This window comes from Agrobacterium sp. ST15.13.015 (assembly GCF_027871645.1).
Taxonomy (GTDB): Bacteria; Pseudomonadota; Alphaproteobacteria; order Rhizobiales; family Rhizobiaceae; genus Agrobacterium; species Agrobacterium leguminum.
The window spans coordinates 40383-62932 of record NZ_JAQAHF010000020.1; the positions used below are offsets into that span (position 1 = coordinate 40383).

Genomic DNA, 22550 nt, shown 5'->3' on the forward strand with positions numbered 1-22550 from the left:
TCCCCAAACGAAAAAGGCCGGCGCGTCGGCAGACGCTGTCCCGGCCCTTCACAAATTCAGATCGGCGATTGAACGGTCACTCGGCAACCGTCTTGGCGGTAAACACGATGCGGTCGTCATGCACCTTGTATTCCACCGCCATATTGGCCTCCTCGGCCAGAAGCAGCGTGTAATAGGGCTGAACGGAATGGGCGTCGACCGCCTCTTCCAGCCTGCCCTCGTAAATTTCCACGAACTTGGCCGGCACGCGCATCATCCGGCCCTTGACGGTGATTTCGAACCTGGCGTCGCCGTCGGGGCTTTCCAGCAGCACATCCACATTGCCGCCGCGCGGAATGGCGCCATAAGCCACGAGGAAGAGATTGAGCAGAAGTTTGACACGATTCTTCGCAACGATGGCGCGCGGGCCGTTCCAGCTCACCTCCGCCTTCTTTTCAGCAGCGGCGAAATCCTGGGCGGCTTTTTCGGCCTCGCCGGTGTCGATGGACGCGCCGGCGGAGCCGGAAGCGCCGAAAGCAAGGCGGGCGAACTTCAGCCGCACGGATGCGTTAAGGGCTGACGTGCGGATGAGATCGAGCGCGTCGTCATCCGTGCCGCCCTCGTCCAGGAGTTCGAGGCCGTTATTGATGGCGCCGACAGGAGAAATCACATCATGGCACACACGGCTGCACAGAAGAGCCGCCAGATCGGGACCGGACAGCGTGATATTGAGTTTGCTGGTCATAAAATTCTCTCCTGCGCAAGGGAGGCGCGGACGGTGTGGAAATTGTTAAGCCATAATGACACCATATTTGGTAAACCGATTGTTAATAGGATGGTTTCAAAATGCCAAATGCCTTAACAGGCCACACTGGAGCCCCGTGTATCCGCAAGGATGCGCGAAACATGCTGTAGAACTTTGACTCTGGGCATCGGCCCTTTCGAAAACCGATTCGGATTTTCGAACCGATGCGCTAACGAAACAGACGGACGGACATGACGATGCGCCTTACGAAAACCCGCACCATTGCACGCCTCGGACTGGGAAAGATTGTCGCGCTCCTTGCGAGCCTCCTGATATGGGTCGCACCGGCCGCGGCCCAGAACAGCGATCAATATTCTTTCCAGGAAGTCGTGGATGCAGGCCACGGATTCTTCGGTGAAACCACCGGCGGCCTTGCCAAGGTGGTGGAGCGCGCCTTCCAGCAATACGGTCTTCCAAACGGTTACATTCTGGGCCAGGAAGGCTCCGGCGCCTTCGTCGCGGGCCTCACTTATGGCGAAGGCACGCTTTACACCAAGAATGCCGGCCAGCACCCCGTCTTCTGGCAGGGCCCCTCCCTTGGCCTCGATTATGGCGGCCAGGGCACCCGCGCCATGATGCTGGTCTACAACCTGCCGTCCGTCGATGCGCTTTACCGCCGTTACGGCGGTGTGAGCGGCTCCGCCTTCATCGTCGCCGGCGTCGGCATGACCTATCTGAAGAGCAGCGACGTAACGCTTGCCCCCATCCGCACCGGCATCGGCGCGCGCCTCGGCATCAATGTCGGTTACCTGAAGCTCACCCAGCAGCCGACCTGGAACCCCTTCTGATAAGACGGGACGGTGCGGCATCTTTCTTCTCCCCGCCGGGGAGAAGGTGGCCCGAAGGGTCGGATGAGGGGGCAACGTTGCCGAATATCTCTACCCTTGCCCCCTCATCCCGCTGCCGCGGACTTCTCCCCCGCGGGGAGAAGAAACAAGTGGCGCCGACACCGCCTGTGCAATTGCCGGGAGCCCCCTCCCCACGGTTGCAATAATAGCGTAACGTGCTTTCGCGCCCCTCTTTCCGAATGCGCGCGTATCTGAGTTTCGGAGACTGTCCCGCGTGATCGAATATGCCATTCTCTTCGGATTGGGTTTTCTCACCGCAACCCTGCTGGCTCTGCTGATCGCACCCGCGATCCACCGCCGCATCGTCGCCTATACGGAAAACCGCATACGCGCGACGATGCCCATCAGCCCGCAGGAAGTGCGCGCCCAGAAGGACATGGCGCGTGCGCTCTACGCCGCCGAAAACGCCAAGGTTCGCCAGGAACTGGATACCGAACGGGAAAAGAACACCTCGCTGCGCCTCGCGAACGAAGCGGCCTCCAGCGACGCCTACCGCCTTGGCGAACAGAACCGCAGCTTCGCCCTGAAAATCGAGGAGCTGACGCTGGAGATCGGCGAATTGCGTGCAGCGCTTGATGCCGCCGAAGAACACGCCGGCATCATACAGGCAAACCTCGCACAGCAGGAGCAGGCCGCCAACGAGCGCGCCAGCCAGATGTCCGATCTCACCGCCCGCCTCACCAACCTGACGCGCGAGCTGGATGATTCGAAAATCCTCGCCGCCACCCGCGATCTGGAAGCCGAGCAGGCCAAGCAGAGCGCCACGCGTTTCCGCAAGGAAGGCGAGACCGCCACCCGCGAATTGCAGGATGTGGCCGCCCGCAACAAGGAAGCGATGACGGCGGTTGCGCGCGAAAGCCGCAAGGTCACCCGGCTGGAGGAACAGGTCGCTACGCTCATGGCGAAAAATGCCGATCTCGACACGATGCTGACGCTGCGCAACCAGGAAGTCGCCCGCCTCAAGGAACAGCTTGCCGCAACCGGCGGCCGCGCCAACGACATGATCATTCGCCTGCCGAACCCGGCCGTGCCGGTCGAGAAAACGACTAGCCCATCGCAACCGCCGGCACCTGCCCCCGCCGCCGCGCTTGAAACCGCACCCGCCGCCGAAGAAGAGGCGGCACCGGCGATGGCCGCAGCGGAGCCAGCCCCCCCGGTCGTGACGGAGCCAGCGGCGTCGCAAGGTCTGGAGCAGGAAATCGAGGATATCCGCAATCAGGGCACCGCTCTCACTGAACGCCTGCTGAACGTGCGCGGCACCGGCAATGACGAACCCATCCGCCGCGAAATCGCAAGGATCGCCGCCGAGATGATCGCGCTCACCGCCGCGCAGGAGGGCGAGAAATCGCCCATTCCGGGGCTGCTCGCCAAGGCCTCCGGCTCATCGGGGCGGGAGAGCCTTGCGAAGCGGGCGAAGGTGGTGATGGAGAAGCGGGAACATTAGGTCCGCGGTGGGTGTGGTTGTACCCCGCGTTGAGTGTGTGGCTTACCCCCCTCTGCCCTGCCGGGCATCTCCCCCTCAAGGGGGGAGATCGATATGCGGCACTCTTCAGCCCAACTCTAACGTTGCGAATGAGCGAGCGTTAGCTCCCAGCTGATCTCCCCCCTTGAGGGGGAGATGTCCGGCAGGACAGAGGGGGGTGAAGCCGCATACGCCTCGGCATCACACCCGCCCCATAACCCCCGCCATCTGATAAAGCGCCAGCCCCGAAGCCGTCCCCGCGTTCAAGCTATCCAGCTGCGGCGATTGCGCAATCCGTGCGGTATGAAACCGCGACAGCACCGATTGCGGCAGCCCCTCGCCTTCCGTGCCGATCACCAGCGCCATGCGCTCGGACCGGGGAATATCGCGTATCTCCGTCTCCCCACCCGGCGAAAGGCTCCAGATAGCAAAACCGGCCTCGGAAAGCCGCTCCAGCATCTCCACCGCCCCGCCGCCGCGATGCCAGGGAACCGAAAGCACCGAGCCAACGGAAACGCGCAGCGCCTTGCGATAAAGCGGATCGCATGAGGTCTCGTCCAGCAGCACCGCATCGGCATAAAACGCCGCCGCATTGCGAAACATCGCCCCGAGATTGTCGTGATTGGAAATACCGCAGCCAACGAGCACCAGAGACGACGCAGGAAGTGCTGCCGTCATCTTTTCCAGTCCGCGATCCTGAACCCGCCGCCCGAGCGCCAGAATGCCGCGATGCAGGTGGAACCCGACGATGCCATCCAGCACCGGCGCTTCCGCTACATAAACCGGCACATCCGGCGGGAAATCGGCAAGGATATCCGCGACGCCCGAAAGCCGGTTTCTGAGGATGAGGATGCTCTCGGCCGCAAAAGCGCCGCCCGCTTTATGCGCGGCGGCCAGCATGCGCAGCACCACCGTTCCTTCGGCAATGAAGCGGCCCTGCCGCCCGGTCAGGTCGCGCTCGCGAATATCGCGAAAGGCGGCGATGCGCGGATCGGCCGGATCTTCGACCGGGATCAGCGCCCGCCCATCCAATAGGCTATTGGCCTCACTGGCCATCGACCGTCACATCGGCGAGGAACCGGCCGGCCGCGACGTTGAAGACCAGCGCCTTGCGGGTGCCGTTCGCGAGCCGCCCGTAAAACAGCATGTCGCCGCCGGAATAACTGACATTATCGATGACGAAGCCCTGCGGCAGGCTGGCGGTGACGGCAAGCGGTCCGTTGCCGGTGGGAACGGCGAGGTTCGGCGCTTCGCTCTGCGTCTGGACGGCCTTCGACGGCCCCATCGCCTTGTAGACAACCGCACCGAAGACAGCCATAAGGCTGATAAACATCACGGAGCCCGACACGATCTGCAAACGGATCATCTTGCGGCGAACTTTTTCCATGGCCGGATCAAGCGGCTTGTCTTCCTGTTCGTCTTGCTCGATCTGCGTCATCGGGTTCCCTGAAATGCTGATGGATCGGAAAAATAAGAATGAACGACCCCTTTAAACAAGGCGGAGACGCAAGGAAAGTCCTGATTGCCGGGGAAAACGCCGAAGGCCGCCTCGATTCCTGGCTGGCAGGCGAAGTGGGCGGCGACTTCTCCCGCAGCCGCTTGAAAGCGCTGATCGAGCAGGGCGCGGTCTCCATCAACGGCCAGCCGGTGACGGAGCCGAAAAAGAAGGTGCATCCGAAGGATCGCATCGAAATCGTCATGCCCGAGCCGGAAGACCCGGAACCCAAGGGCGAGGACATTCCGCTCGACGTGGAATATGAGGATGAAGACCTGATCGTGCTCATCAAGCCCGCCGGTCTCGTCGTGCATCCGGGCGCCGGCAACTGGACCGGCACGCTGGTCAACGCCCTCATCCACCATTGCGGCGACAGCCTCTCCGGCATTGGCGGCGTCAGGCGGCCGGGCATCGTGCACCGGCTGGACAAGGAAACCTCCGGCGTCATGGTCGTTGCGAAGAACGACAATGCCCACCGCCATCTCGCCGCACAATTTGCCGACCATGGCCGCACCGGCCCGCTGGAGCGCGCCTACAAGGCCGTCGTCTGGGGCCGCCCGCGCACCCTGCGCGGCACCATCGACGCAGCACTGGGCCGCAGCGCCGACCGCACCAAACGCGCCGTCAAGCACGAGGATTCGGACGATGCCCGCGAGGCGATCACCCATTACGAGGTGATGGAGCGTTACCATGAGCGGCCGGACGCCACCTGCCTCGCCTCCATGGTGGAATGCCGGCTGGAAACCGGCCGCACCCACCAGATCCGCGTTCACATGGCCCATATCGGCCATCCGCTGATCGGCGATCCCGAATATGGCGCGGCCTTCCGCACCAAGGCGAACCTTCTCGAAGAACCGGCAAAAAGCACCGTCCGCGGCTTTCCGCGCCAGGCCCTGCATGCCTATCTGCTCGCTTTCGAACATCCGCGCACCGGCGAGGTGATGGAATTCGAAACCGACCTGCCGGATGACATGGAAGCGCTGACCGCCGCATTGCGTGGCTGAAAACCTGCATGGCGCGGTCAAAAAACTGCGCCATGCATTTCGCCGGAAGCCCCGGATAATAAAAAAAGATTAGCGGATAGCGATATTCCACAGTCGGTCCTTTTTATAGACCGCCCCAATTTCGCTTCAATCGTCACACCTCCTCGGCCCCGCAAAGCCTGAAATCGCCGCCGTTAACCGTGGCGATTTCAAGCCTGCCAAATAAAGCCGCAGGGACGCCATTCGTTCGATCCGCCCCCGAACGGAACCGGCATGATGACGGGATCTATCGCATGAATATCGAAGACCGCCGGTTTATCTTTCAGGAGTTGCGCAGCGTCGAAGGCTATATCGACCCGCCCGATGCGCTTGTTTTCAAGGCGCTGTTGCAGGCCCAGACGAAAAGCGGCCTCCATGGCGGCATGGCGGAAATCGGCGTTTATTACGGCCGCTCCTATTTCCTGCTGCGTAAATTCGCCGGGAAGCAGGAAAAGGTGCTGGGCGTCGATCTCTTCGATCTCGATCCGCCCGAAGATGGCAGCCTCGACCAATATGAACGGCTGATGGAAAACGGCCGCCGGCTGGGTTTCGCCATGGATGAAGACCTGATCATCAGGGGCGACAGCACGCGGCTGGCGCCCGCCGACATCACCTCCCGCATCGGCCCCGCCCGCTTCTTCAGCATCGATGGCGGCCACAACCTGCACCACGTTCTGGCCGATGCGAAACTGGCGATGGAGGTGATCGCGCCGCATGGCGTCATCGTCTTCGACGACACCTTCAACCCCGCCTGGCCGGAAGTGACGGTGGGCGTCGCCGATTTCCTGCGCACCCATGGCCACAGCCTCGTCTGCTTCGGCATGACGAAATACAAAACCTATGTCTGCCGCCGGGAATTTCACGCGACCTATGCGGGCGCGATTGCCGCCGATCCCGATCTGCAGGCGCTTGCCCATGTGGAGACGCAGTTCCTCGGCTCCAAGGTTGTGCGCCTGCACAATCCCATGCGCCGGCGGGTGATGTATGAGCTGATGGTGCGCTCCGGCCTTGGCGGTTTTTCGGAACGAATCTACCGTTCGAAAGTTAAACAGGTCAAAGAAGGTGTCACTGGAACATAACGCATGTGTGAACGCAGCGTTCGCTTGAAACGCGGCGGGCGCGTACATATCTGTCACATGGGTTCGTGCGGGGTCGGTAACGACCCGCAGCTTACGGTGTGCCTCCGGCGGGTCAGTCGCCGATCAAAGAGGGTGCCGTTCCAGACCATAGATAAGGGGGTGCTTTATGGCCCGCAATAGTTTGCCTACGATTACAGCCGGCGAAGCCGGTCTCAATAGATATCTCGACGAAATCCGCAAATTTCCGATGCTGGAGCCGCAGGAAGAATACATGCTTGGCAAGCGTTATGCCGAGCATGGCGACCGCGACGCCGCGCATAAACTCGTCACCAGCCACCTGCGTCTCGTCGCCAAGATCGCCATGGGTTACCGCGGTTACGGCCTGCCGATCGGCGAAGTCGTCTCCGAAGGCAATGTCGGCCTGATGCAGGCGGTGAAGAAGTTCGATCCGGAGCGCGGTTTCCGCCTGGCCACCTATGCCATGTGGTGGATCAAGGCCTCGATCCAGGAATATATCCTGCGCTCGTGGTCGCTGGTGAAGATGGGCACGACCGCCAACCAGAAGCGTCTGTTCTTCAACCTGCGCAGGCTGAAAGGCCGCATCCAGGCTATCGACGATGGCGATCTGAAGCCGGAACACGTCAAGGAAATCGCGACGAAGCTTCAGGTGTCGGAAGAAGAAGTCATCTCGATGAACCGCCGCCTGCATGGCGACGCCTCGCTGAATGCGCCGATCAAGGCGTCGGAAGGCGAGTCCGGCCAGTGGCAGGACTGGCTGGTGGACGACCACGACAGCCAGGAAGACGTGCTGATCGAACAGGACGAACTGGAAACCCGCCGCCGCATGCTGGCGAAAGCCATGGGCGTGCTGAACGACCGCGAACGCCGCATCTTCGAAGCCCGCCGGCTTGCCGAAGACCCGGTGACGCTGGAGGAACTTTCCTCCGAGTTCGACATCAGCCGTGAACGCGTGCGCCAGATCGAGGTTCGCGCCTTCGAGAAGGTGCAGGAAGCGGTGCAGAAGGAAGCGCTGGAAGCTGCGCGTGCGCTGCGCGTGGTGGATGCTTAAGGCGACACGCGCCTGACGCCAATGCGCTGACCACGAATCATCCTCGGCCTTTGGCCGGGGATTTTTTGTTTGTAAAAGGCGGGCGATGGCAAATGGCCTGTCTCTGAGACCCGCGATTGTTCTGGAGGAAAAACGTTAGGGCGAATATCCGCGCTTCGGAGTACGCCGCTTATCCCCCTCTGCCCTGCCAGGCATCTCCCCCACAAGGAGGGAGATTGGCAAGACGCTCTACCGCCGCTTCATCCTTGACCGTTGAGTTGGACGCGACCTCGCGGCATATCGATCTCCCCACCTGTGGGGGAGATGCCCGGCAGGGCAGAGGGGGGTAAGCCACACCCACCAGCACCAACTAACCCACCCATCACCCGCCAACGCAAAAACACCGCCGCAGCCATATAACGAAAAGGGCGGCCTGAGCCGCCCTTAAATCATCACTGACCGGTCGCTGGCGTTGCTGCCGCCCATTCGCTGAGCGCCTTGTCGAAGGCGGCGATGCCGTCATTGCCCTTTTGCAGGGTCAGCAGCGCACGCCGGCCGTTGCGGTAGGAAACCGGAATGTCGATCCAGTTGCGGCTCTTCAGAAGCTCCAGATTGGTCTTCATCGCATCCGGGAAGTCGTTGAGCGCGATCATGTGGAAATCGTCGGTGATCTTGGCCGGAACCGCGATCAGCGCGTTGCCGCGATCCTGCTCGGTGCTCTTCATCGCGATGCGCTGGACGCTGTCGATAGCGCCGCCTTCGAAGCCGGGCGAAACCGAGAAGACGATCTCGATCAGATGGCTGGCCGGCAGCGACGGATCGGTATTGCGCTTGAAGGTGATCAGCGCGCTGAGGCCACGGCCGGGAACGGTGATCTGGCCCTGCACGGTCGGAGAAGGCTTGCCTTCACCGTCATTTTCCTGCTGCAACGACCAGGAAACACTGCCCTGAATGGCGGTCGGCACCGTCTGGCCCAGCACTTCCTCATAAAGGAACATGCGGTCGCCGGCAGCGGCGGCAGGCTGCTGCGCCGGCGGCGTGCCAGCAGGTGTTCCAGCGGGCGCACCGGCATTGTTGGCCGGAGCCTCGCCCGCAGGCGGCGGCGCGACATTCTGCTCATAGACCGACTGGCCTTCGGCGGTGACCGGCTGGCCGTTCGCACCGGCGGCAGGTCCCTCGTCACGCTCGGTGCCGTCGGCCAGAAGCCGCTGGGTGAACTTGGTGCCGGTGACGGAGCCGTCATCGCCATGGGTCGGGGCCTGATGGTTGGTCGGGGTTGTCGGCTGCTGCCCCGTGGCGGGCGGCTGCTGGGTCGCCGGCGGTGTCGAAGTCTGCGCCTCACCCGTGCCGTTCGAAGCAGTCTGGCTGGTGCCGCCGTTCTGTGCGGAACTGACCAGCCCGCCGACCATATCGTTCAGCGCATCGCGGTTCATCCACACGGCATAACCGCCGCCGGCAAGCAGCGCCACGCCGACAACGGCCAGAACCAGCGACGCATAATTGCGGCGCGGCTTCTTCTTGACCATATAGGCGGGCGTTGCGGCGGCAGCGCCCACGCCATTCGTTTCGCCCGAAGCCTGACGGGTGGAGGACGACGCGCCGTCATAACCGATCAGCTCGTCCAGATCGTCCCAGGGCGTGCGTTCCTTGTTGTCCTTTGCCGCTGCCTGATCGCCGAAGAGATCGTTATCCGCGCGCGGCAGCGCCGGCGCGTCCTTGGCGGGAATGGCAATATCCGCATCCTGGAAATAGGACGAGAAATCCTCGACCACGGCCGCCTTTTTCGGAGCCTGCTCTTCCGGCTGGCGATGGTCGTCAAAATCGTGCCGGCCGCCAAACGCCGGAGCATGCTCCACGGCGGCGGGGCCGAAATGGTCGTCCGCCTCGCGCCGCTCATCCTTTTCGTAAGGGGCGGGCTCGAAACTTACTTCCGGCTCCTGGTAATGCTGGGCGGCATAACCGGCAACGAGCGGACGTTCGTCGGTCTCGTTGCGAACCTCTTCATATTCCTCGGCGACCGGACGCACATCGTCGTCCTGCCCTTCATCGAGCTTGCGCCAGTCATCCTCATCCACCGGCTGCGCCCAATGGGAAGGAACGGAATCATCGGCAGCGCCGAGCGCCGTTTCAGGCTCCGGCTGGTGAGCCGGCTCTTCATCCGCCCGTGTGAAATAGGTGCCGACGACTTCGTCGGAACCGTGTGCCGGGGCGGGAGCGGCATGAACCGTTTCCGGCGCATCATAAAGCTCTTCCGGCGCGCGGTCGCCGTGATGCTGCTCCTCATCGGCAGCGGTGTCAGCGTGCCGGGGCTCTTCCTCTTCGGCCGCTTCTTCGTAAGCCGGCTCCGATTGCGCGGGTTCAGCGGATGCCGGCTCTTCGTAGGCCGGCTCGTGCCGCGCCTCTTCCCGGTCGGCATCCTCTGCCGGCTCGGCGGCGCGTGCCTCGTCTTCGTCGGCAGCATCCTGCTGGTAATAGGATGCCGCCGTCTCTTCCGCGGCGGGAGAGACAGCGTCATCATCCTCCAGCGCCGGAAGCGCCTCGGCATATTCGCTGTCCACCTCGGCTATGGCGGCGTCCAGCTTGGCGATCTGCCGGCGCAACAATTCTTCCGGCGGACGTGGCTTCATATTCTCGAGTTGGCGCACAACCGCACTGCGCGCCTTGTCGTAAACCTTCGCCCGGTTTTCGGGAGTATTGTTCGCCAAGCCATCCACGGCCTTGCGAATGACTGCTACAAAATCCGCCATAAGCACTTTCTCGTCGTGACCGGCGACGTACCGGCCCGATATGGTTTATGAATCTAGATCGCCGAGGACATTAATCCTCAAACGGATCAGTCACAAGTATGGTGTCGTCACGCTCCGGACTTGTCGACAGAAGTGCGACAGGCGCCCCGATCAATTCCTCGACCTGACGGACATATTTGATTGCCTGAGCAGGCAAATCCGCCCATTTTCGGGCACCGACGGTAGATTCCTTCCAGCCTTCCAGCGTGATGTAGATCGGCTCGACGCGCGCCTGCGCGCCCTGGCTGGCCGGAAGATGATCGATTTCCTGCCCGTCAAGCTTGTAGCCGACGCAGATTTTCAGCTCGTCGAGACCATCAAGCACGTCAAGCTTGGTGAGCGCGATGCCGGTAATACCATTGGTGGCGACCGACTGGCGCACCAGTGCGGCGTCGAACCAGCCGCAGCGGCGCTTGCGGCCGGTGACGGTGCCAAATTCATGGCCCTTTTCGCCGAGGAACTGGCCGATCTCGTCGTTCAGCTCCGTCGGGAACGGACCTTCGCCGACACGGGTGGTGTAAGCCTTGGTGATGCCGAGGATATAACCCAGCGAACCCGGACCCATGCCCGAACCAGCGGCGGCCTGGCCGGCAACCGTGTTGGAAGAGGTCACATAGGGGTATGTGCCATGGTCGATATCGAGCAGCGAGCCCTGAGCGCCTTCGAACAGGATGCGCGCGCCGGCGCGGCGCTTCTTGTCGAGCAGCAGCCACACGGTTTCGCTGAACGGCAGGATGCGCTCGGCAATCGAGCCCAGCTCTTCCATGATCGTCTCATGCGAGACTTCGGTTGCACCGAAACCGCGGCGAAGCGCATTGTGATGCGTGAGGATACGGTCAACCTTGGCGGAAAGCGCCTCCATGTCGGCGAGATCCATGACGCGGATGGCGCGGCGGCCAACCTTGTCTTCATAGGCCGGGCCGATACCGCGGCGGGTGGTGCCGATCTTGGTGCCGCTGTTGGAGGCCGCGTCTTCGCGCATGCCGTCCAGCTCGCGGTGCAGCGAAAGAATGAGGGTGGCATTGTCGGCGATACGCAGGTTTTCCGGGGTAACCTTCACGCCCTGCGCTTCCAGACGGCCGATTTCGGCGATCAGCGCATGCGGATCGACCACGACGCCATTGCCGATGACGGCGAGCTTGCCGGGACGCACGACGCCGGACGGCAGAAGCGAAAGCTTGTAGCTGATGCCATCGATGACAAGCGTATGGCCGGCATTATGGCCGCCCTGATACCGCACGACGACATCTGCCCGCTCGGACAGCCAGTCGACAATCTTGCCTTTGCCTTCGTCGCCCCACTGCGAGCCGACCACCACAACATTCGTCATTTCTTGCTTTCCTGCTCATGGCGCTTGCGCGCCCGATAACCCGATGGGAAACCCAAACCCGCGAATGTATACTGTGTTGTTTTACGGAAAGCGACCCTGTTTCTTATGGAGAATTTTGCTTTTTCCGTGACAAGGCGCGGATTTCCCGCATTATCTCGCCCCGTGGGGGCCAAGCGCGGGCGCAAGACCGCCATTCACCCCTTAGCCGTTTTCCCGCCCCGTGAAGAAGCGAAACATCAGCGTGCCCTCCAAAGCCTATATCGCCCTCATCATCGCCACGCTCTGCTGGGGCGGCAACACCGTTGCCGGCAAGCTGGCGGTCGGCCACATCAGCCCCATGGCCTTCACCTTCCTGCGCTGGGTCTTCGCCGTCGCCATCATCTTCGCCATTTCCGTGCCGCAGCTCATCAAGGACTGGCCGGTGGTGAAAAAACGCCTGCCCTATTTCCTCGTGCTCGGCAGCGTCGGTTATACCGCCTTCAACGTGTTTCTCTACACGGCCCTGCAACACACCTCGGCCATCAATGCCGCCGTCATCCAGGCCGGCATTCCCATGGTCATCTTCGTCTTGAACTTCATCCTGTTCCGCACCCGTGTGCTGTTCGGCCAGATCGCCGGCTTCTGCCTCACCATCGCTGGCGTCGCGCTTCTCGCCTCGCATGGCGATCCGGTCTCGCTGCTGCAACTGGAAATGAATGTCGGCGACGCGATCATGCTGCTGGCCGTGCTGGTCTATGCCATCTACACCGTCATCCTGCGCTGGAAACCGGCGGTCGACTGGCGCACGCTGATGGCCATTCCCGCCTTCTTCGCCCTCCTCACCTCGGTGCCGCTGATCTTCTGGGAAATCTCACGCGAGAGCGTCGTCTGGCCGGATCAGAAGGGCTGGGTGCTGGTGGTCTATGCCGCCATTTTTGCGTCGCTGATCGCGCAGATCCTCTATATCAAAGGCGTTGAACAGATCGGCGCCAACCGCGCCGGCCTCTTTATCAACCTCGTGCCCGTCTTCGGCACCCTGCTGTCGGTTATCGTGCTCAGCGAGACGCTGCACACCTATCAGATCGTCGCTCTCATCATGGCGCTAGCGGGCATTGCCGTTGCGGAACGAAAAAAATCGCCGGCTTCCTGATCCAACAGGGTCAGGAAAACCGGCGTAGTCTGGCAGGCATGAAAGAATGGAGCATCGGATCGCAAATCTTTCCGATGCTCGAACGAAAGGTCAGAGCGCGGTTTCGCGCTCAGCCGGAGAAAGGACGGCGTTGCCAAGGACGATATCGCCCTTGTCGGTGGTGACGATCAGCACTTTTTCGAGCGATCCGTCATTGTTCAGCGAAAAGGCAAGGCGCAGCGCGCTGGAGGACCAGCCGGCGCCGGCAAGGGCCGTGCGCTTGATGGCGGCGCAGTCACCGCAATCGCCAAGGCTCAACGACGGCGTTGCCGGAACATCGGTTGCAAAACCGGAGAAATAATCATCGAGCGCGCCCATGGTGGCGTTTACATCGCGGTTGACGCGCAGCAGTTCCTCACGGCGCTCGACCGTCAGCGGCGCGGCGATGGTGGAGACGCATTGGCCGGCGGAAAGAACGCAGCCATCGAAACCGCCCCGCGCGGAAACACCGATCTGCGTCACCGCAGACTTTTCGACGGCGGCGAAACCGCGGGCAAAACCGGCAGCGCCAGCCGCGTCGGCATGATTGGACATGGAAGCAACGGCAATTCCGCAGATGGCGGCAGCAATAATCTTCTTCAGCATTTCATACCCCGTTTGCGATCCGCCGGCTTGTGCCGGTCTCGATTTCTGTTGTGTGGAGCGTCTCTCTAAAAGGCCGCTCCCCGTCTGTGATCCCACAATGGCACAGCACTGTTTTCAGCTGCTTTAAGCCGATTGCTACAATTTTATCGGTTTTCATTTTTGTACAGCGGACAGCTTTTTTTACAGTTTTACCGCCCTGAAACACCGAAAAAACGGCGGGCAAAAGCCCGCCGTTTAGCGATATGCACATGGCTGAATCTCCTGAAAAAGAAGAATCAAATAAGCCTTATGAAATCACGCGAGGGATAACTTCTGTTGTTCTGACGGGCCTCATCGCCATCCACGCCGCCCTCCCCGCCTGTATTGCCCTCAATGGTGTCGAAACTCGTCGGCCCGATGGACAGAACAAAACCGACATGGGTCCAGTCCTTCGCATCTTTACGGATGACGAAAAGATAACCCGGCCGCAGCCTGGATGCGCGAAGAAGTGTGGTGTTTACTTCGCTTTCAGCAATAAACCGCCCGCTCGTCTTCGCGTCCGCAACCAGCGCATCGACGCCGGCCTGGCGCTTAAGCGGCACCTTGATACCCATGTCCCGCGCCGCCTGTTCGAAGATGAGCGAGACAAAACCGGCGCACCAGAGTTGATCCGCCCCATCCGCTCCGCGCATATAGGCACGCACCCATGGACCGCAATTGTTGCCGCCGGCCTCCTTCGGCCGCTCAGCAATATGCTGCCGAGCAACCTTCAGCACGGTCTCCTCAAAAGACGCACCGGGAACGACCTTCGCCACTGCACGGCGAAGCGGAGCGGTCAGGACTGCCCACAACTCCTCGTCCAGCATCGTCGCACCGCTTCGCCCCTGCGCCTTTCCGAAACGGTCCAGCATCGTCTCGGTGGAGGCGCCGAAATCGCCATCGACACTGGTGTAATAGCCGTTCAGATGCAGCCATTCCTGCAAGCGCTTGACACCCGCACCGGAGGAGCCAAGCTTCAACGCGCCGGGAAAGGCGAGTTCCTGCTCGATGGATTTGAACGCGGCTCCGGGCAAATCGTGAGACAGAAGCGACAAATTCTCCGTCGCCGCCAGGGGATTGGCTTTGAGCACATTCGTGGCGCCGAGCGATACAGCCCCCATTTCGATCAGCGTCTTCAGGATGATGGCAGCGCCGACCTGTTTGGATGGCACCTCTGGATCGAAATAACGGTCGCGGGTGTATTTACCCTTGTCGTAGTGATAGCAACCGCTCCACAAATAAGGCGTGGGAATTTTCCGCCGCTGATATTCGTTTTTGACACCATTATAGCGGTGCCATCGGTTCAAGACGTTGGGCAGGGACCAGTCGGTTATCTTGTCCAGCTCTTCATAGGTCATCGCATATCGCGCTGCCGTCTCCCAGTCATAGGGTGGCGACCCGAACGGCGGCTGGTTCGCAGGCACCCGCACCGTGCGCCCGCTCAAGGGGTCGCCGTTCAGCAGATGACGATCGAACTTGAACCCGCATTCCATGCAATGGACAATCGCCACGAACCACCAGGGCACCGTGGTCCCCGAAACGACGGCGGCGTAGCGCTTCTGGTTTTCAACCGCTTTACGCGCTGCAAATTCCGCATCGTCGCGCCATTCAGCACGGATTTCCATCGTATCCCAAAGCGTCTGATAGTCCTCGGACCAACCCGCCGGCTTGCCGGCCGCAACCTTCGCCGGCTCGGCAGACGGTTGTTTCGCCGCCGCCGCATCCAGCTGGGCATCTGAAAACTCGACCTTTTCCGGCGGCTCGAAGGGGTCGGTTGCCGGCGCAGGCAATGGCGAGGCCCGGACTGCCGCGGCTTTACCTTCAAATTCCACACCTTTTGCGGCGAGAAGCGCGACTGCGCGATCATATGCTCCGAGCGCGAGGAGGGAAATTGCCGGGATCAGGATTTCCTGACGGGCGAGCGCCATTTTCATTCCCGCCTCGTCGCCCTTTGCTTTGGCTACATCATATTCATTGTAGGCTGCATCAAGTTGAGCATTGAGGCGCTTGGTAAGTTCTGCGGCATCGAGCATTGCACGTCCCCCGGCTTTATCTGAGGCGTTCCGACCTTATTTTTTCTGCAAGCACGCGAAGTTCGATCGAGGCGTCGTTGAGGCTGCTGATACTGACACCGGCAGGAGCCGAGGCGGCGGCCAGCGCCCTTGCGAGAGCCACCCGCGACTGGTCAATCAACAAGACCCATCCCGCCAGACGAAGCCGGTTGCTCTCAAAAGCCGCGTTTCGCGTGGCCGCGCTGCCACCATCGGTGGAATAGCGATTCTGTCCCGCATTGAGCAGTAAATGCATGGAAGGCGTCGCGTCCCGTAGGGCGACAAGGAAAGCATCCATGTGCTTGCCATTGGCGACGAGACGGCGACGAAACTCCTCACGGCCCGCCGCCGCCAGCAGGGCTTCGGCGGCAATTTTCGCCTGCGCCAGCCCTGGAGAAAGTGTCAAAGCGGCCTGAGCAACCACCGGAGGAGCGGTTTTCCCGTCAATTGCCCCTATCGCCGCTGAAGCACTTTTGATGTTCAGCGCAAAACCGGTAACTCGATCAACGGCCGCAGCGGCATTTTCACCTTTTCCCAGAGCAACGAGGGCGGCATTGTAGTCGTTGAGAGCCTGCAGCGATCGACGCAATGACGCGGTGAGCGGCGGCTCGACGCTTTCCACATAATAGGCCGCATCATCCGGAGCAAAGTTTTTGTCCTTGCCGTTGATATCAAACCACGCCTTTCGCTCGGCTTTGGCAATATCCACAAGAAGTGCGTTCGCTTCGGCAAATTGCGCCTCGTAAGCCTGCCGGTAGAGCTCGAATTCGCGCAGGCCCGTGGCCGTACAACCCTGCAGGAAAAACACTATTACAAAAAAAAGATACAAAAAATTACTTGAAAGTCGCACTATAGCCCCCGCCAGCGACGTATAATTCCTAAAAATTACGCTACACCCTTGGCGGCAATTGTAAAGAGAAAACGTGACGCAATACACCTCAATATTGAAAAATCGCTGCGTTTTTTTAACCATAACCGATCCCCGCCGCCCCGAATTCGGAAGCAACGTTGGAAAACGATAAAGAGGGCCGCATCGCTGCGGGGGTATCAAGGGGTATTGCAGGGTTTGCAGGCGATGCGGCCCCGGCTTGGGACATATGACCCGCCCTCCAAACCGGTTCCTGTTTGGAGGATGGGCATATGCCGGCCGCCTCAACCGTGACATCGGGAAACTCCCCGGTTTCGGCCGCCTGCCCCGCCCACCTTGCGCCGCGCGCACGCCTGATGACCGGGATGAGCCAAGTATAGCCAAGCCGGCGGGACCGTGGACGTGCGGGGATGAACGCTTCTTAAAAAAGGCGCCCGGGAGGCGGCCCTGCCCCATCCCGGCCACAGGAATTTTCAGCGGGTTAACGGACGGCTGATCGGCGGCATTTGAATTAACCTTGTCTTAAAACCCGACGTTAATGGTTAGCAATTTAAGAATAGCGGAACGAAAGGGTTCCGTTATGCGTGGCGTATTTGCCGTTGTTTTTCTGATGCTCGTTCTGGCCGGCTGCGCCACCGCACCGTCGCAGGTCACCAATGCCTGTGCGATTTTCGAGCAACGGAACGGCATCTTCAACAACTGGCGGCGCGATGCGAAAGCGGCCGAGCGCGAATTCGGCGTGCCCGTGCCTGTCATGATGGCGACGATCTACACCGAATCCGCCTTCCGCCCCTATGCGCGGCCGCCGCGCACCAAGCTTCTCGGTTTCATTCCCTGGACACGCCAGTCGAGCGCCTACGGTTATGCACAGGCGCTGGACGGCACATGGAGCGTTTACCAGCGTGAAACCGGCCGCTGGTCGGCAAGCCGCACCGATTTCACCGACGCCATCCACTTCGTCGGCTGGTATCACGCCAAGAGCCGGCGCGAAAACGGCATTTCGCTGAACGACCCCTATAATCTCTACCTCGCCTATTATTCCGGCCATGCCGGTTATGCGAAGGGCAGCTGGCGCAACAATTCCGCCGTCCAGAAGGCCGCCCGCCGCTCCGCCAACATGGCGCTGCGTTACGAGGCGCAGCTGCAGCAATGCGGATATCGCTGAGGCGGCAGCACAGGCGAATGCCGGCTTCAAAGCCGGCATAATGCAGACATTCAGCTAAGCGTTATAAGCCGCCAGAAACCCCTGACCGCATCGATCTCGCCGGAGCGGATTTCATGTCCGCCCGGGTGCCACACGGTTTCCACCGTGCCGCCCTGTGCCTTGAGGCTCTGTTCCAGCGCCTTCGTCAGCGGCACGGGGCAGATCGGATCGCGCTCGCCGGCCGTGATCAACACCCGGCGCGAAGCCTTGGCGGGCAAGATTTTTGGTTCGAACGGGATGAGCGGATGCATCAGCACCGCCGCATCGAAAAGCCCGGGTTCTTCGATGAGCACATTGGCGAGAATATTCGCACCGTTGGAAAAACCGAGGCCGATGACCGGACCGGCCTGATAATGCTCCCGGTTCGCCCTGATGAAGTCCGCCATCTTGACGGTCGCCCGTTGAAGGTCGGCCATGTCGTAGACGCCCTCTCCCGTGCGCCGGAAAAACCGCGCCGCGCCATGTTCGGAGACATCGCCGACGGGTGAGAGAATAGTCGCCTCAGGCAGCAGGCGCGAGCCGAAATCGAAGAACTGGTTTTCATCGCCGCCGGTGCCGTGCAGCAAAACGAAAAGCGGTGCACCGGCAGCGCCGGCGCGGGATTTGTGGAAATAGCTGTCCCTGGTCATGGGAAGGATCCTTTCTGAAAGGAAGAGGTTCAACGGCTTCCGCAAGGCCTCTTCGGCCAAGCGGAGCAATCATATGAAGCGAACGGACGCGGCTTGTGTCTTCTCCCCGGCGGGGAGAAGAAGCAGGTCGCAACGTCCTGCCAAGCGCTATCGAGAGGTTAAGCCTCCTTCTCGTCCCCCAGCGGCTCCAGATGCTCTTCAAGCACGGAGCGCAGATGCGCGTGCTGGGTCGGCAGCTTCAGCGCCTCGCCGAGATGGGCGGTGTCCTCGTCCCGGTCGAAACCGGGTTCGTTGGTGGCCACTTCGAACAGCACCCCGCCCGGCGTGCGGAAATAGATCGCCCAGAAATAATCGCGGTCGATCACCGGCGTCACCTGATAGCCGGTATCCATCAGCGCCTTGCGCACCTCCAGCTGCTTTTCACGGTTTTCGACCGCAAAGGCGATGTGGTGCACGGACCCCGCACCCAGCCGCGCGCCAGAAATATTCGGCATGGTTTCGATGTCGATGAAGTCGGCACCGTTGCCGCCGGGAATACCGAGGCGCAGAACGCCATCCTGACGGTCCACTTCCTGATAGCCCATGAATTTCAAAAGCTCGGCCGTCGCACCTTCATCGCGAAGACGCAGCGAGGCGCCCTGAAAACCATGGATCGCCTGATCCGCGCCGACGCCATTGCCGATCCACTGCGCACGGTTGTCATCCCTGACCTCGACCAGCGCAAAACCGTCGCCATCGGGACCTGCGAAATGCAGACGCTTGTTGCCGAAGGCTTCATCGGCCTTCAGGCCATCCACGCCGGCCTTGGAAAGATGGTCCTGCCAGTAGCCGAGCGATCCTTCCGGAACGGAAAACAGCGTCGTGCCCACCTCACCGGTGCCGGGACGGCCGCGGGCGATATGCGGGAACGGAAAATAGGTCATGACGGAGCCGGGCGTGCCGACCTCATCGCCATAATAGAGATGATAGACGTCAGGCGCGTCGAAATTGACCGTCTTCTTCACCCGGCGCAGGCCAAGCGTATCGGTGAAAAAACTGTTGTTCTGGCGCGCGCTCGCCGCCATGGACGTGACGTGGTGCAGGCCCTTGATCTGGTTGAGCATGATAAAACCCCTTTTGCCTGGCGGGCCTCACGGTTGGGGCCTGCCCTGTTCATGGCGTAAAGATGGGGTAACAGCGCTCTCAGGCATAGAGTGGACAACGGGAACGGATTGTTCCCGAATGATGAACGATAAAACGGACTGTTCAACGGGCCCGATAAGGCAGCTCAATGATCGTCGGCGACGCCCAAGGTCCAGTAGCCGACAGCGCGCAGCGATGCTTTCGGGAAAGCTATCTCGTCGGTGAGGAAGGATTTTGCCGCCCTCGCCTCGGATTTTTCGCAGGCGACAAAGACATGCAGGCCGTCATGATCCGCGCTCCAGCCATGGTCGCGCAGCGCCTTTTCGATGAGGCCCGCGGTGCCGGCGGGCTTGCCGCGGCGATAAAGCCATGTCCACTCGACATTTGCCGCGCAGACGATCCCCTGCCGCTCGGCTTCATCGTCGATCTCCGCATAGACGCTGAGCTTTTTCCCGGCCGGCATTTCGGCGGCCATGCGCAGCATCACCGGCAGCGCCGTTTCGTCACCGGCAAAGACATAACGCTCGGCTTCCGGGCAAACACCGCTCGGGCCGATGATGCCGAGAACATCGCCGGGCTTCGCCTTCGCGCCGAAGGTTGCGCCCGGCATGTGATCGCCCTCATGCATGACGAAGTCGATATCGACTTCACCGCCCGCGATATCGCCGGAACGGATGGTGTAGACACGCCGTGTGAGAAGATCGTCGCCCGCCGGCCAGACGATGGCGCCGGTGGGCGCAAGATAAGGCCAGACCGGCGCGCGGGCCTGATCCGGCACCAGAAGCAGGCGCACATGCATGCCGCCGGAGAGCAGCCTTTCGATGCCGCTTTCGATGGAAACCACCAGCCGGCGCATATGCGGCGTCAGATTATAGGCGCGGGCGACCTTGCCGACGAAAAGATTGGGCAGCTCACGCTGCTCTGCGCCATGGCCGCTCCAGCGGAAATCCAGCCCCGTCTCGCCGGAGAATTCGACGATATGCTCGGCGACCATCGCCTTTACCGACATCAATATATGTTCGGAAATGCAGCTCACCCTTGCGGCGAAACGCCCGCCCTCGGCGCTGAAGCTGCCATGGCCGTATTCCGTCTTGAACCGCACGGTCGCACCTTCGCGGTCCATCTCCATATGCTCGGAAAAATGATCCTCGAAGGCATCGACGATCGACAGCGGATCGGGCAGCGAGACGGAGGTTTCGGCAGACAGGAGAGACACGGGCATAATCCTTCACTTCGTAGTCCGGTTATCTTTAATCCCGACAACCGCAAAGCGTAAAGGTTTTTTATGAGTATCTAGAGAAGGTTTTTGTCGCTTCCCACCGTTTCCGGCAATTGCCAGTCGATCGGCTGGCGGCCATGGGAGACGAGAAAGGCGTTTGCCTTGGAAAAATGGCCATTGCCGAAAAAGCCGTTATGGGCCGAAAGTGGGGACGGATGCGGCGAGCGCAGCACGAGATGCTTGCGCTGATCCACGAAGGCCGCCTTCTTCTGGGCGTAGGAACCCCAGAGCAGGAAGACGACATGGTCGCATTCGTCGTTGACGGCGCGGATCACGGCGTCGGTGAATTTTTCCCAGCCCTGCCCCTGATGCGAGGCGGCGCGGGATTCCTCCACCGTCAGCACGCTGTTGAGCAGAAGCACGCCCTGTTTCGCCCAGCTTTCCAGAAAGCCGTGACCCACCGGGCGAATGCCGAGATCGCTCTGCAATTCCTTGTAGATATTGACGAGCGAAGGCGGAATGCGCACGCCGGGCTGGACGGAAAAGCAAAGCCCATGCGCCTGGCCGAGCCCGTGATAGGGGTCCTGGCCTAAAATGACGACCTTGACCTCATCGAGAGGCGTGAGATCCAGCGCCCGGAAATATTCCGCACCCTTCGGGAAGATGCGCTTGCCGGCGGTCTTTTCGGCAAGCAGGAACTCTTTCAGCTTGAGCATATAGGGGCTGGCGAATTCACCGGAAAGAACGCGTTTCCAGCTCTCCTCGAGTTTGACGCCTGCCTCTGCCATGCCCGCCTCTCCCATAATCGCGCTTATTTGAACCGGTTACCGCGTTGCAGCACTTCGATCTTGTAACCGTCCGGATCGCAGATGAAAAAGTATTTCGCGAAAGGCTGGCCCTTATAATCGGCTTCGATGATTTTTCCGGGGGAAAGGCCGATCTCGGTGAAGCGCTGGTGCTCGCCATCCACATCGGCCACGCTGACCGCAAGGTGGCCATAACCGTCGCCCAGCGCATAGGGCACTTCGCGACCCCGGTTGACGGTCAGTTCCAGCTCGAAATCACCCTCGGCATTGCTGAGATAGATCAGCGTGAAGTTTTCGAACTCGGCGCGTTCCGCAACCTCAAGCCCGAAAGCCTGTTTGTAAAATTCCACCGAACGCTTTTCGTCCAGCACCCGGACCATCGAGTGGATCAGCTTGGCCATGGTGTTTTCCTTCTTCTTCCTGTTGACGGCCCGGTTATGCTCCGGGCATCGCGGCCAAGGGGATAAAGACAGTGTGCTTCGCTTTCAACCCTAAAGGCGCTCTGCGACAGGACGTAACGGCCCGATCACGGCAAATGTGATGGCAAAAACCCGTTAGTTTTTCCGGTGCGGTTGGGACCTGCGGCAACGAGACCGCATGGTTTTGGCTCTGCCGCTCTATCCTGAGTGCTGAACTCATGATACCGGCTAGGCATGCGCCTTTTATACCTCTGTCTTGGCTGGCTTATGGTCGCGACCGGCATTGTCGGCGCGTTTCTTCCCGTCTTGCCCACCACGCCGTTCCTGCTTCTGGCGCTCTGGTGTTTTTCCCGCTCCTCGCCAAAACTCGAGGCATGGCTGCTGGCCCACCCCAGATTCGGCCCTTCGCTGCGGCGATGGCGCGAACGCGGCGCAATCGCCCGCAATGCCAAGGTCGCAGCGCTTTCCGCCATGTCCGTCAGTTACGCCGCTTTCTGGTTTCTGAGCGAGCCGCCGCCACTGCGGGCCGCCATCGTCGCCGCCGTCATGCTCGGCTCCGCGCTTTTCATCGCCACCCGGCCGGAAAGCTGAGGCGAAGGACAGGTCC

Annotated in this window: 22 protein-coding genes; 8 read left to right on the forward strand and 14 right to left on the reverse strand. The window is 61.1% G+C overall.

What is annotated here, in order from left to right:
- Window positions 1-76 precede the first annotated feature (76 nt).
- On the reverse strand, window positions 77-724 hold the full coding sequence (chpT, locus tag PIB16_RS23490) for a histidine phosphotransferase ChpT (RefSeq protein WP_003522930.1): 648 nt from the start codon (window positions 722-724) through the stop codon (window positions 77-79).
- Between the two features lie 251 nt (window positions 725-975).
- On the opposite strand from chpT, the gene PIB16_RS23495 reads away from it, so the two are divergent.
- Both PIB16_RS23495 and PIB16_RS23500 read left to right on the forward strand, forming a co-directional pair.
- Window positions 976-1572: a DUF1134 domain-containing protein gene (locus PIB16_RS23495; protein WP_003522931.1), complete on the forward strand. Its 597-nt coding sequence runs from the start codon at window positions 976-978 to the stop codon at window positions 1570-1572.
- 274 nt (window positions 1573-1846) lie between these two features.
- Window positions 1847-3076, forward strand: a complete 1230-nt coding sequence (locus PIB16_RS23500; protein WP_271046431.1) for a hypothetical protein — start codon at window positions 1847-1849, stop codon at window positions 3074-3076.
- Between the two features lie 219 nt (window positions 3077-3295).
- On the opposite strand, the gene PIB16_RS23505 is transcribed toward PIB16_RS23500, so the two are convergent.
- Window positions 3296-4150, reverse strand: a complete 855-nt coding sequence (locus PIB16_RS23505) for a TrmH family RNA methyltransferase (RefSeq protein ID WP_174039616.1) — start codon at window positions 4148-4150, stop codon at window positions 3296-3298.
- Window positions 4140-4532 carry a hypothetical protein gene (locus PIB16_RS23510; RefSeq protein ID WP_059754555.1) on the reverse strand — a complete coding sequence of 131 codons (393 nt, stop codon included), beginning with the start codon at window positions 4530-4532 and terminating at the stop codon, window positions 4140-4142. Before PIB16_RS23510 ends, PIB16_RS23505 begins: the two co-directional genes overlap by 11 nt.
- Before the next feature lie 38 nt (window positions 4533-4570).
- Between PIB16_RS23510 and PIB16_RS23515 the strand changes: the two genes are divergently transcribed.
- The 3 genes from PIB16_RS23515 to rpoH all read left to right on the forward strand — a co-directional run bounded on the left by PIB16_RS23515 (window position 4571) and on the right by rpoH (window position 7759).
- Window positions 4571-5593 carry an RluA family pseudouridine synthase gene (locus PIB16_RS23515; protein WP_035259711.1) on the forward strand — a complete coding sequence of 341 codons (1023 nt, stop codon included), beginning with the start codon at window positions 4571-4573 and terminating at the stop codon, window positions 5591-5593.
- Between the two features lie 272 nt (window positions 5594-5865).
- Window positions 5866-6690: a class I SAM-dependent methyltransferase gene (locus PIB16_RS23520; RefSeq protein WP_065655537.1), complete on the forward strand. Its 825-nt coding sequence runs from the start codon at window positions 5866-5868 to the stop codon at window positions 6688-6690.
- A gap of 166 nt (window positions 6691-6856) precedes the next feature.
- Window positions 6857-7759, forward strand: a complete 903-nt coding sequence (rpoH, locus tag PIB16_RS23525; protein WP_003522581.1) for an RNA polymerase sigma factor RpoH — start codon at window positions 6857-6859, stop codon at window positions 7757-7759.
- Window positions 7760-8190: 431 nt separating this feature from the next.
- Here the strand turns inward: rpoH and PIB16_RS23530 are convergent, their stop codons facing one another.
- Both PIB16_RS23530 and PIB16_RS23535 read right to left on the reverse strand, forming a co-directional pair.
- A complete protein-coding gene (locus PIB16_RS23530; RefSeq protein WP_271046432.1) occupies window positions 8191-10485 on the reverse strand; it encodes a hypothetical protein in 2295 nt (764 codons plus the stop codon).
- A 70-nt stretch (window positions 10486-10555) separates the two neighbouring features.
- Entirely contained in the window at window positions 10556-11854 is a 1299-nt protein-coding gene (locus PIB16_RS23535; RefSeq protein WP_046801505.1) for an adenylosuccinate synthase, read from the reverse strand.
- Between the two features lie 241 nt (window positions 11855-12095).
- Between PIB16_RS23535 and PIB16_RS23540 the strand changes: the two genes are divergently transcribed.
- A complete protein-coding gene (locus PIB16_RS23540; RefSeq protein WP_162934119.1) occupies window positions 12096-12983 on the forward strand; it encodes a DMT family transporter in 888 nt (295 codons plus the stop codon).
- Window positions 12984-13073: 90 nt separating this feature from the next.
- Here PIB16_RS23540 and PIB16_RS23545 read toward each other — a convergent pair whose 3' ends face one another.
- Genes PIB16_RS23545 through PIB16_RS23560 form a run of 4 tightly spaced genes read right to left on the reverse strand, consistent with a single transcriptional unit; the run spans window position 13074 to window position 16649 of the window.
- On the reverse strand, window positions 13074-13607 hold the full coding sequence (locus tag PIB16_RS23545) for a transglutaminase-like cysteine peptidase (protein ID WP_125145466.1): 534 nt from the start codon (window positions 13605-13607) through the stop codon (window positions 13074-13076).
- A 1-nt stretch (window position 13608) separates the two neighbouring features.
- Window positions 13609-13857, reverse strand: a complete 249-nt coding sequence (locus PIB16_RS23550) for a hypothetical protein (protein ID WP_271046433.1) — start codon at window positions 13855-13857, stop codon at window positions 13609-13611.
- Window positions 13858-13882: 25 nt separating this feature from the next.
- Window positions 13883-15658: a peptidoglycan-binding protein gene (locus PIB16_RS23555; protein ID WP_142779684.1), complete on the reverse strand. Its 1776-nt coding sequence runs from the start codon at window positions 15656-15658 to the stop codon at window positions 13883-13885.
- Window positions 15659-15674: 16 nt separating this feature from the next.
- Window positions 15675-16649, reverse strand: coding sequence for a hypothetical protein (locus tag PIB16_RS23560; RefSeq protein WP_271046434.1), 975 nt, complete (start codon window positions 16647-16649; stop codon window positions 15675-15677).
- Window positions 16650-17124: 475 nt separating this feature from the next.
- Between PIB16_RS23560 and PIB16_RS23565 the strand changes: the two genes are divergently transcribed.
- Entirely contained in the window at window positions 17125-17709 is a 585-nt protein-coding gene (locus PIB16_RS23565; RefSeq protein WP_003522586.1) for a transglycosylase SLT domain-containing protein, read from the forward strand.
- Between the two features lie 50 nt (window positions 17710-17759).
- On the opposite strand, the gene PIB16_RS23570 is transcribed toward PIB16_RS23565, so the two are convergent.
- The 5 genes from PIB16_RS23570 to PIB16_RS23590 form a co-directional block, all read right to left on the reverse strand.
- Window positions 17760-18377: an alpha/beta hydrolase gene (locus PIB16_RS23570; RefSeq protein ID WP_271046435.1), complete on the reverse strand. Its 618-nt coding sequence runs from the start codon at window positions 18375-18377 to the stop codon at window positions 17760-17762.
- Between the two features lie 158 nt (window positions 18378-18535).
- A complete protein-coding gene (locus tag PIB16_RS23575; RefSeq protein WP_271046436.1) occupies window positions 18536-19480 on the reverse strand; it encodes a VOC family protein in 945 nt (314 codons plus the stop codon).
- A gap of 164 nt (window positions 19481-19644) precedes the next feature.
- Entirely contained in the window at window positions 19645-20721 is a 1077-nt protein-coding gene (locus PIB16_RS23580) for a DUF2218 domain-containing protein (protein ID WP_271046437.1), read from the reverse strand.
- A 71-nt stretch (window positions 20722-20792) separates the two neighbouring features.
- Window positions 20793-21506, reverse strand: coding sequence for a uracil-DNA glycosylase (gene ung, locus PIB16_RS23585; protein ID WP_271046438.1), 714 nt, complete (start codon window positions 21504-21506; stop codon window positions 20793-20795).
- Between the two features lie 23 nt (window positions 21507-21529).
- Window positions 21530-21925: a VOC family protein gene (locus PIB16_RS23590; protein ID WP_003522591.1), complete on the reverse strand. Its 396-nt coding sequence runs from the start codon at window positions 21923-21925 to the stop codon at window positions 21530-21532.
- A 252-nt stretch (window positions 21926-22177) separates the two neighbouring features.
- Here PIB16_RS23590 and PIB16_RS23595 point away from each other — a divergent pair, with 252 nt between their 5' ends.
- Window positions 22178-22534 carry a YbaN family protein gene (locus PIB16_RS23595; RefSeq protein WP_059754575.1) on the forward strand — a complete coding sequence of 119 codons (357 nt, stop codon included), beginning with the start codon at window positions 22178-22180 and terminating at the stop codon, window positions 22532-22534.
- The last annotated feature ends 16 nt before the right edge of the window (window positions 22535-22550 follow it).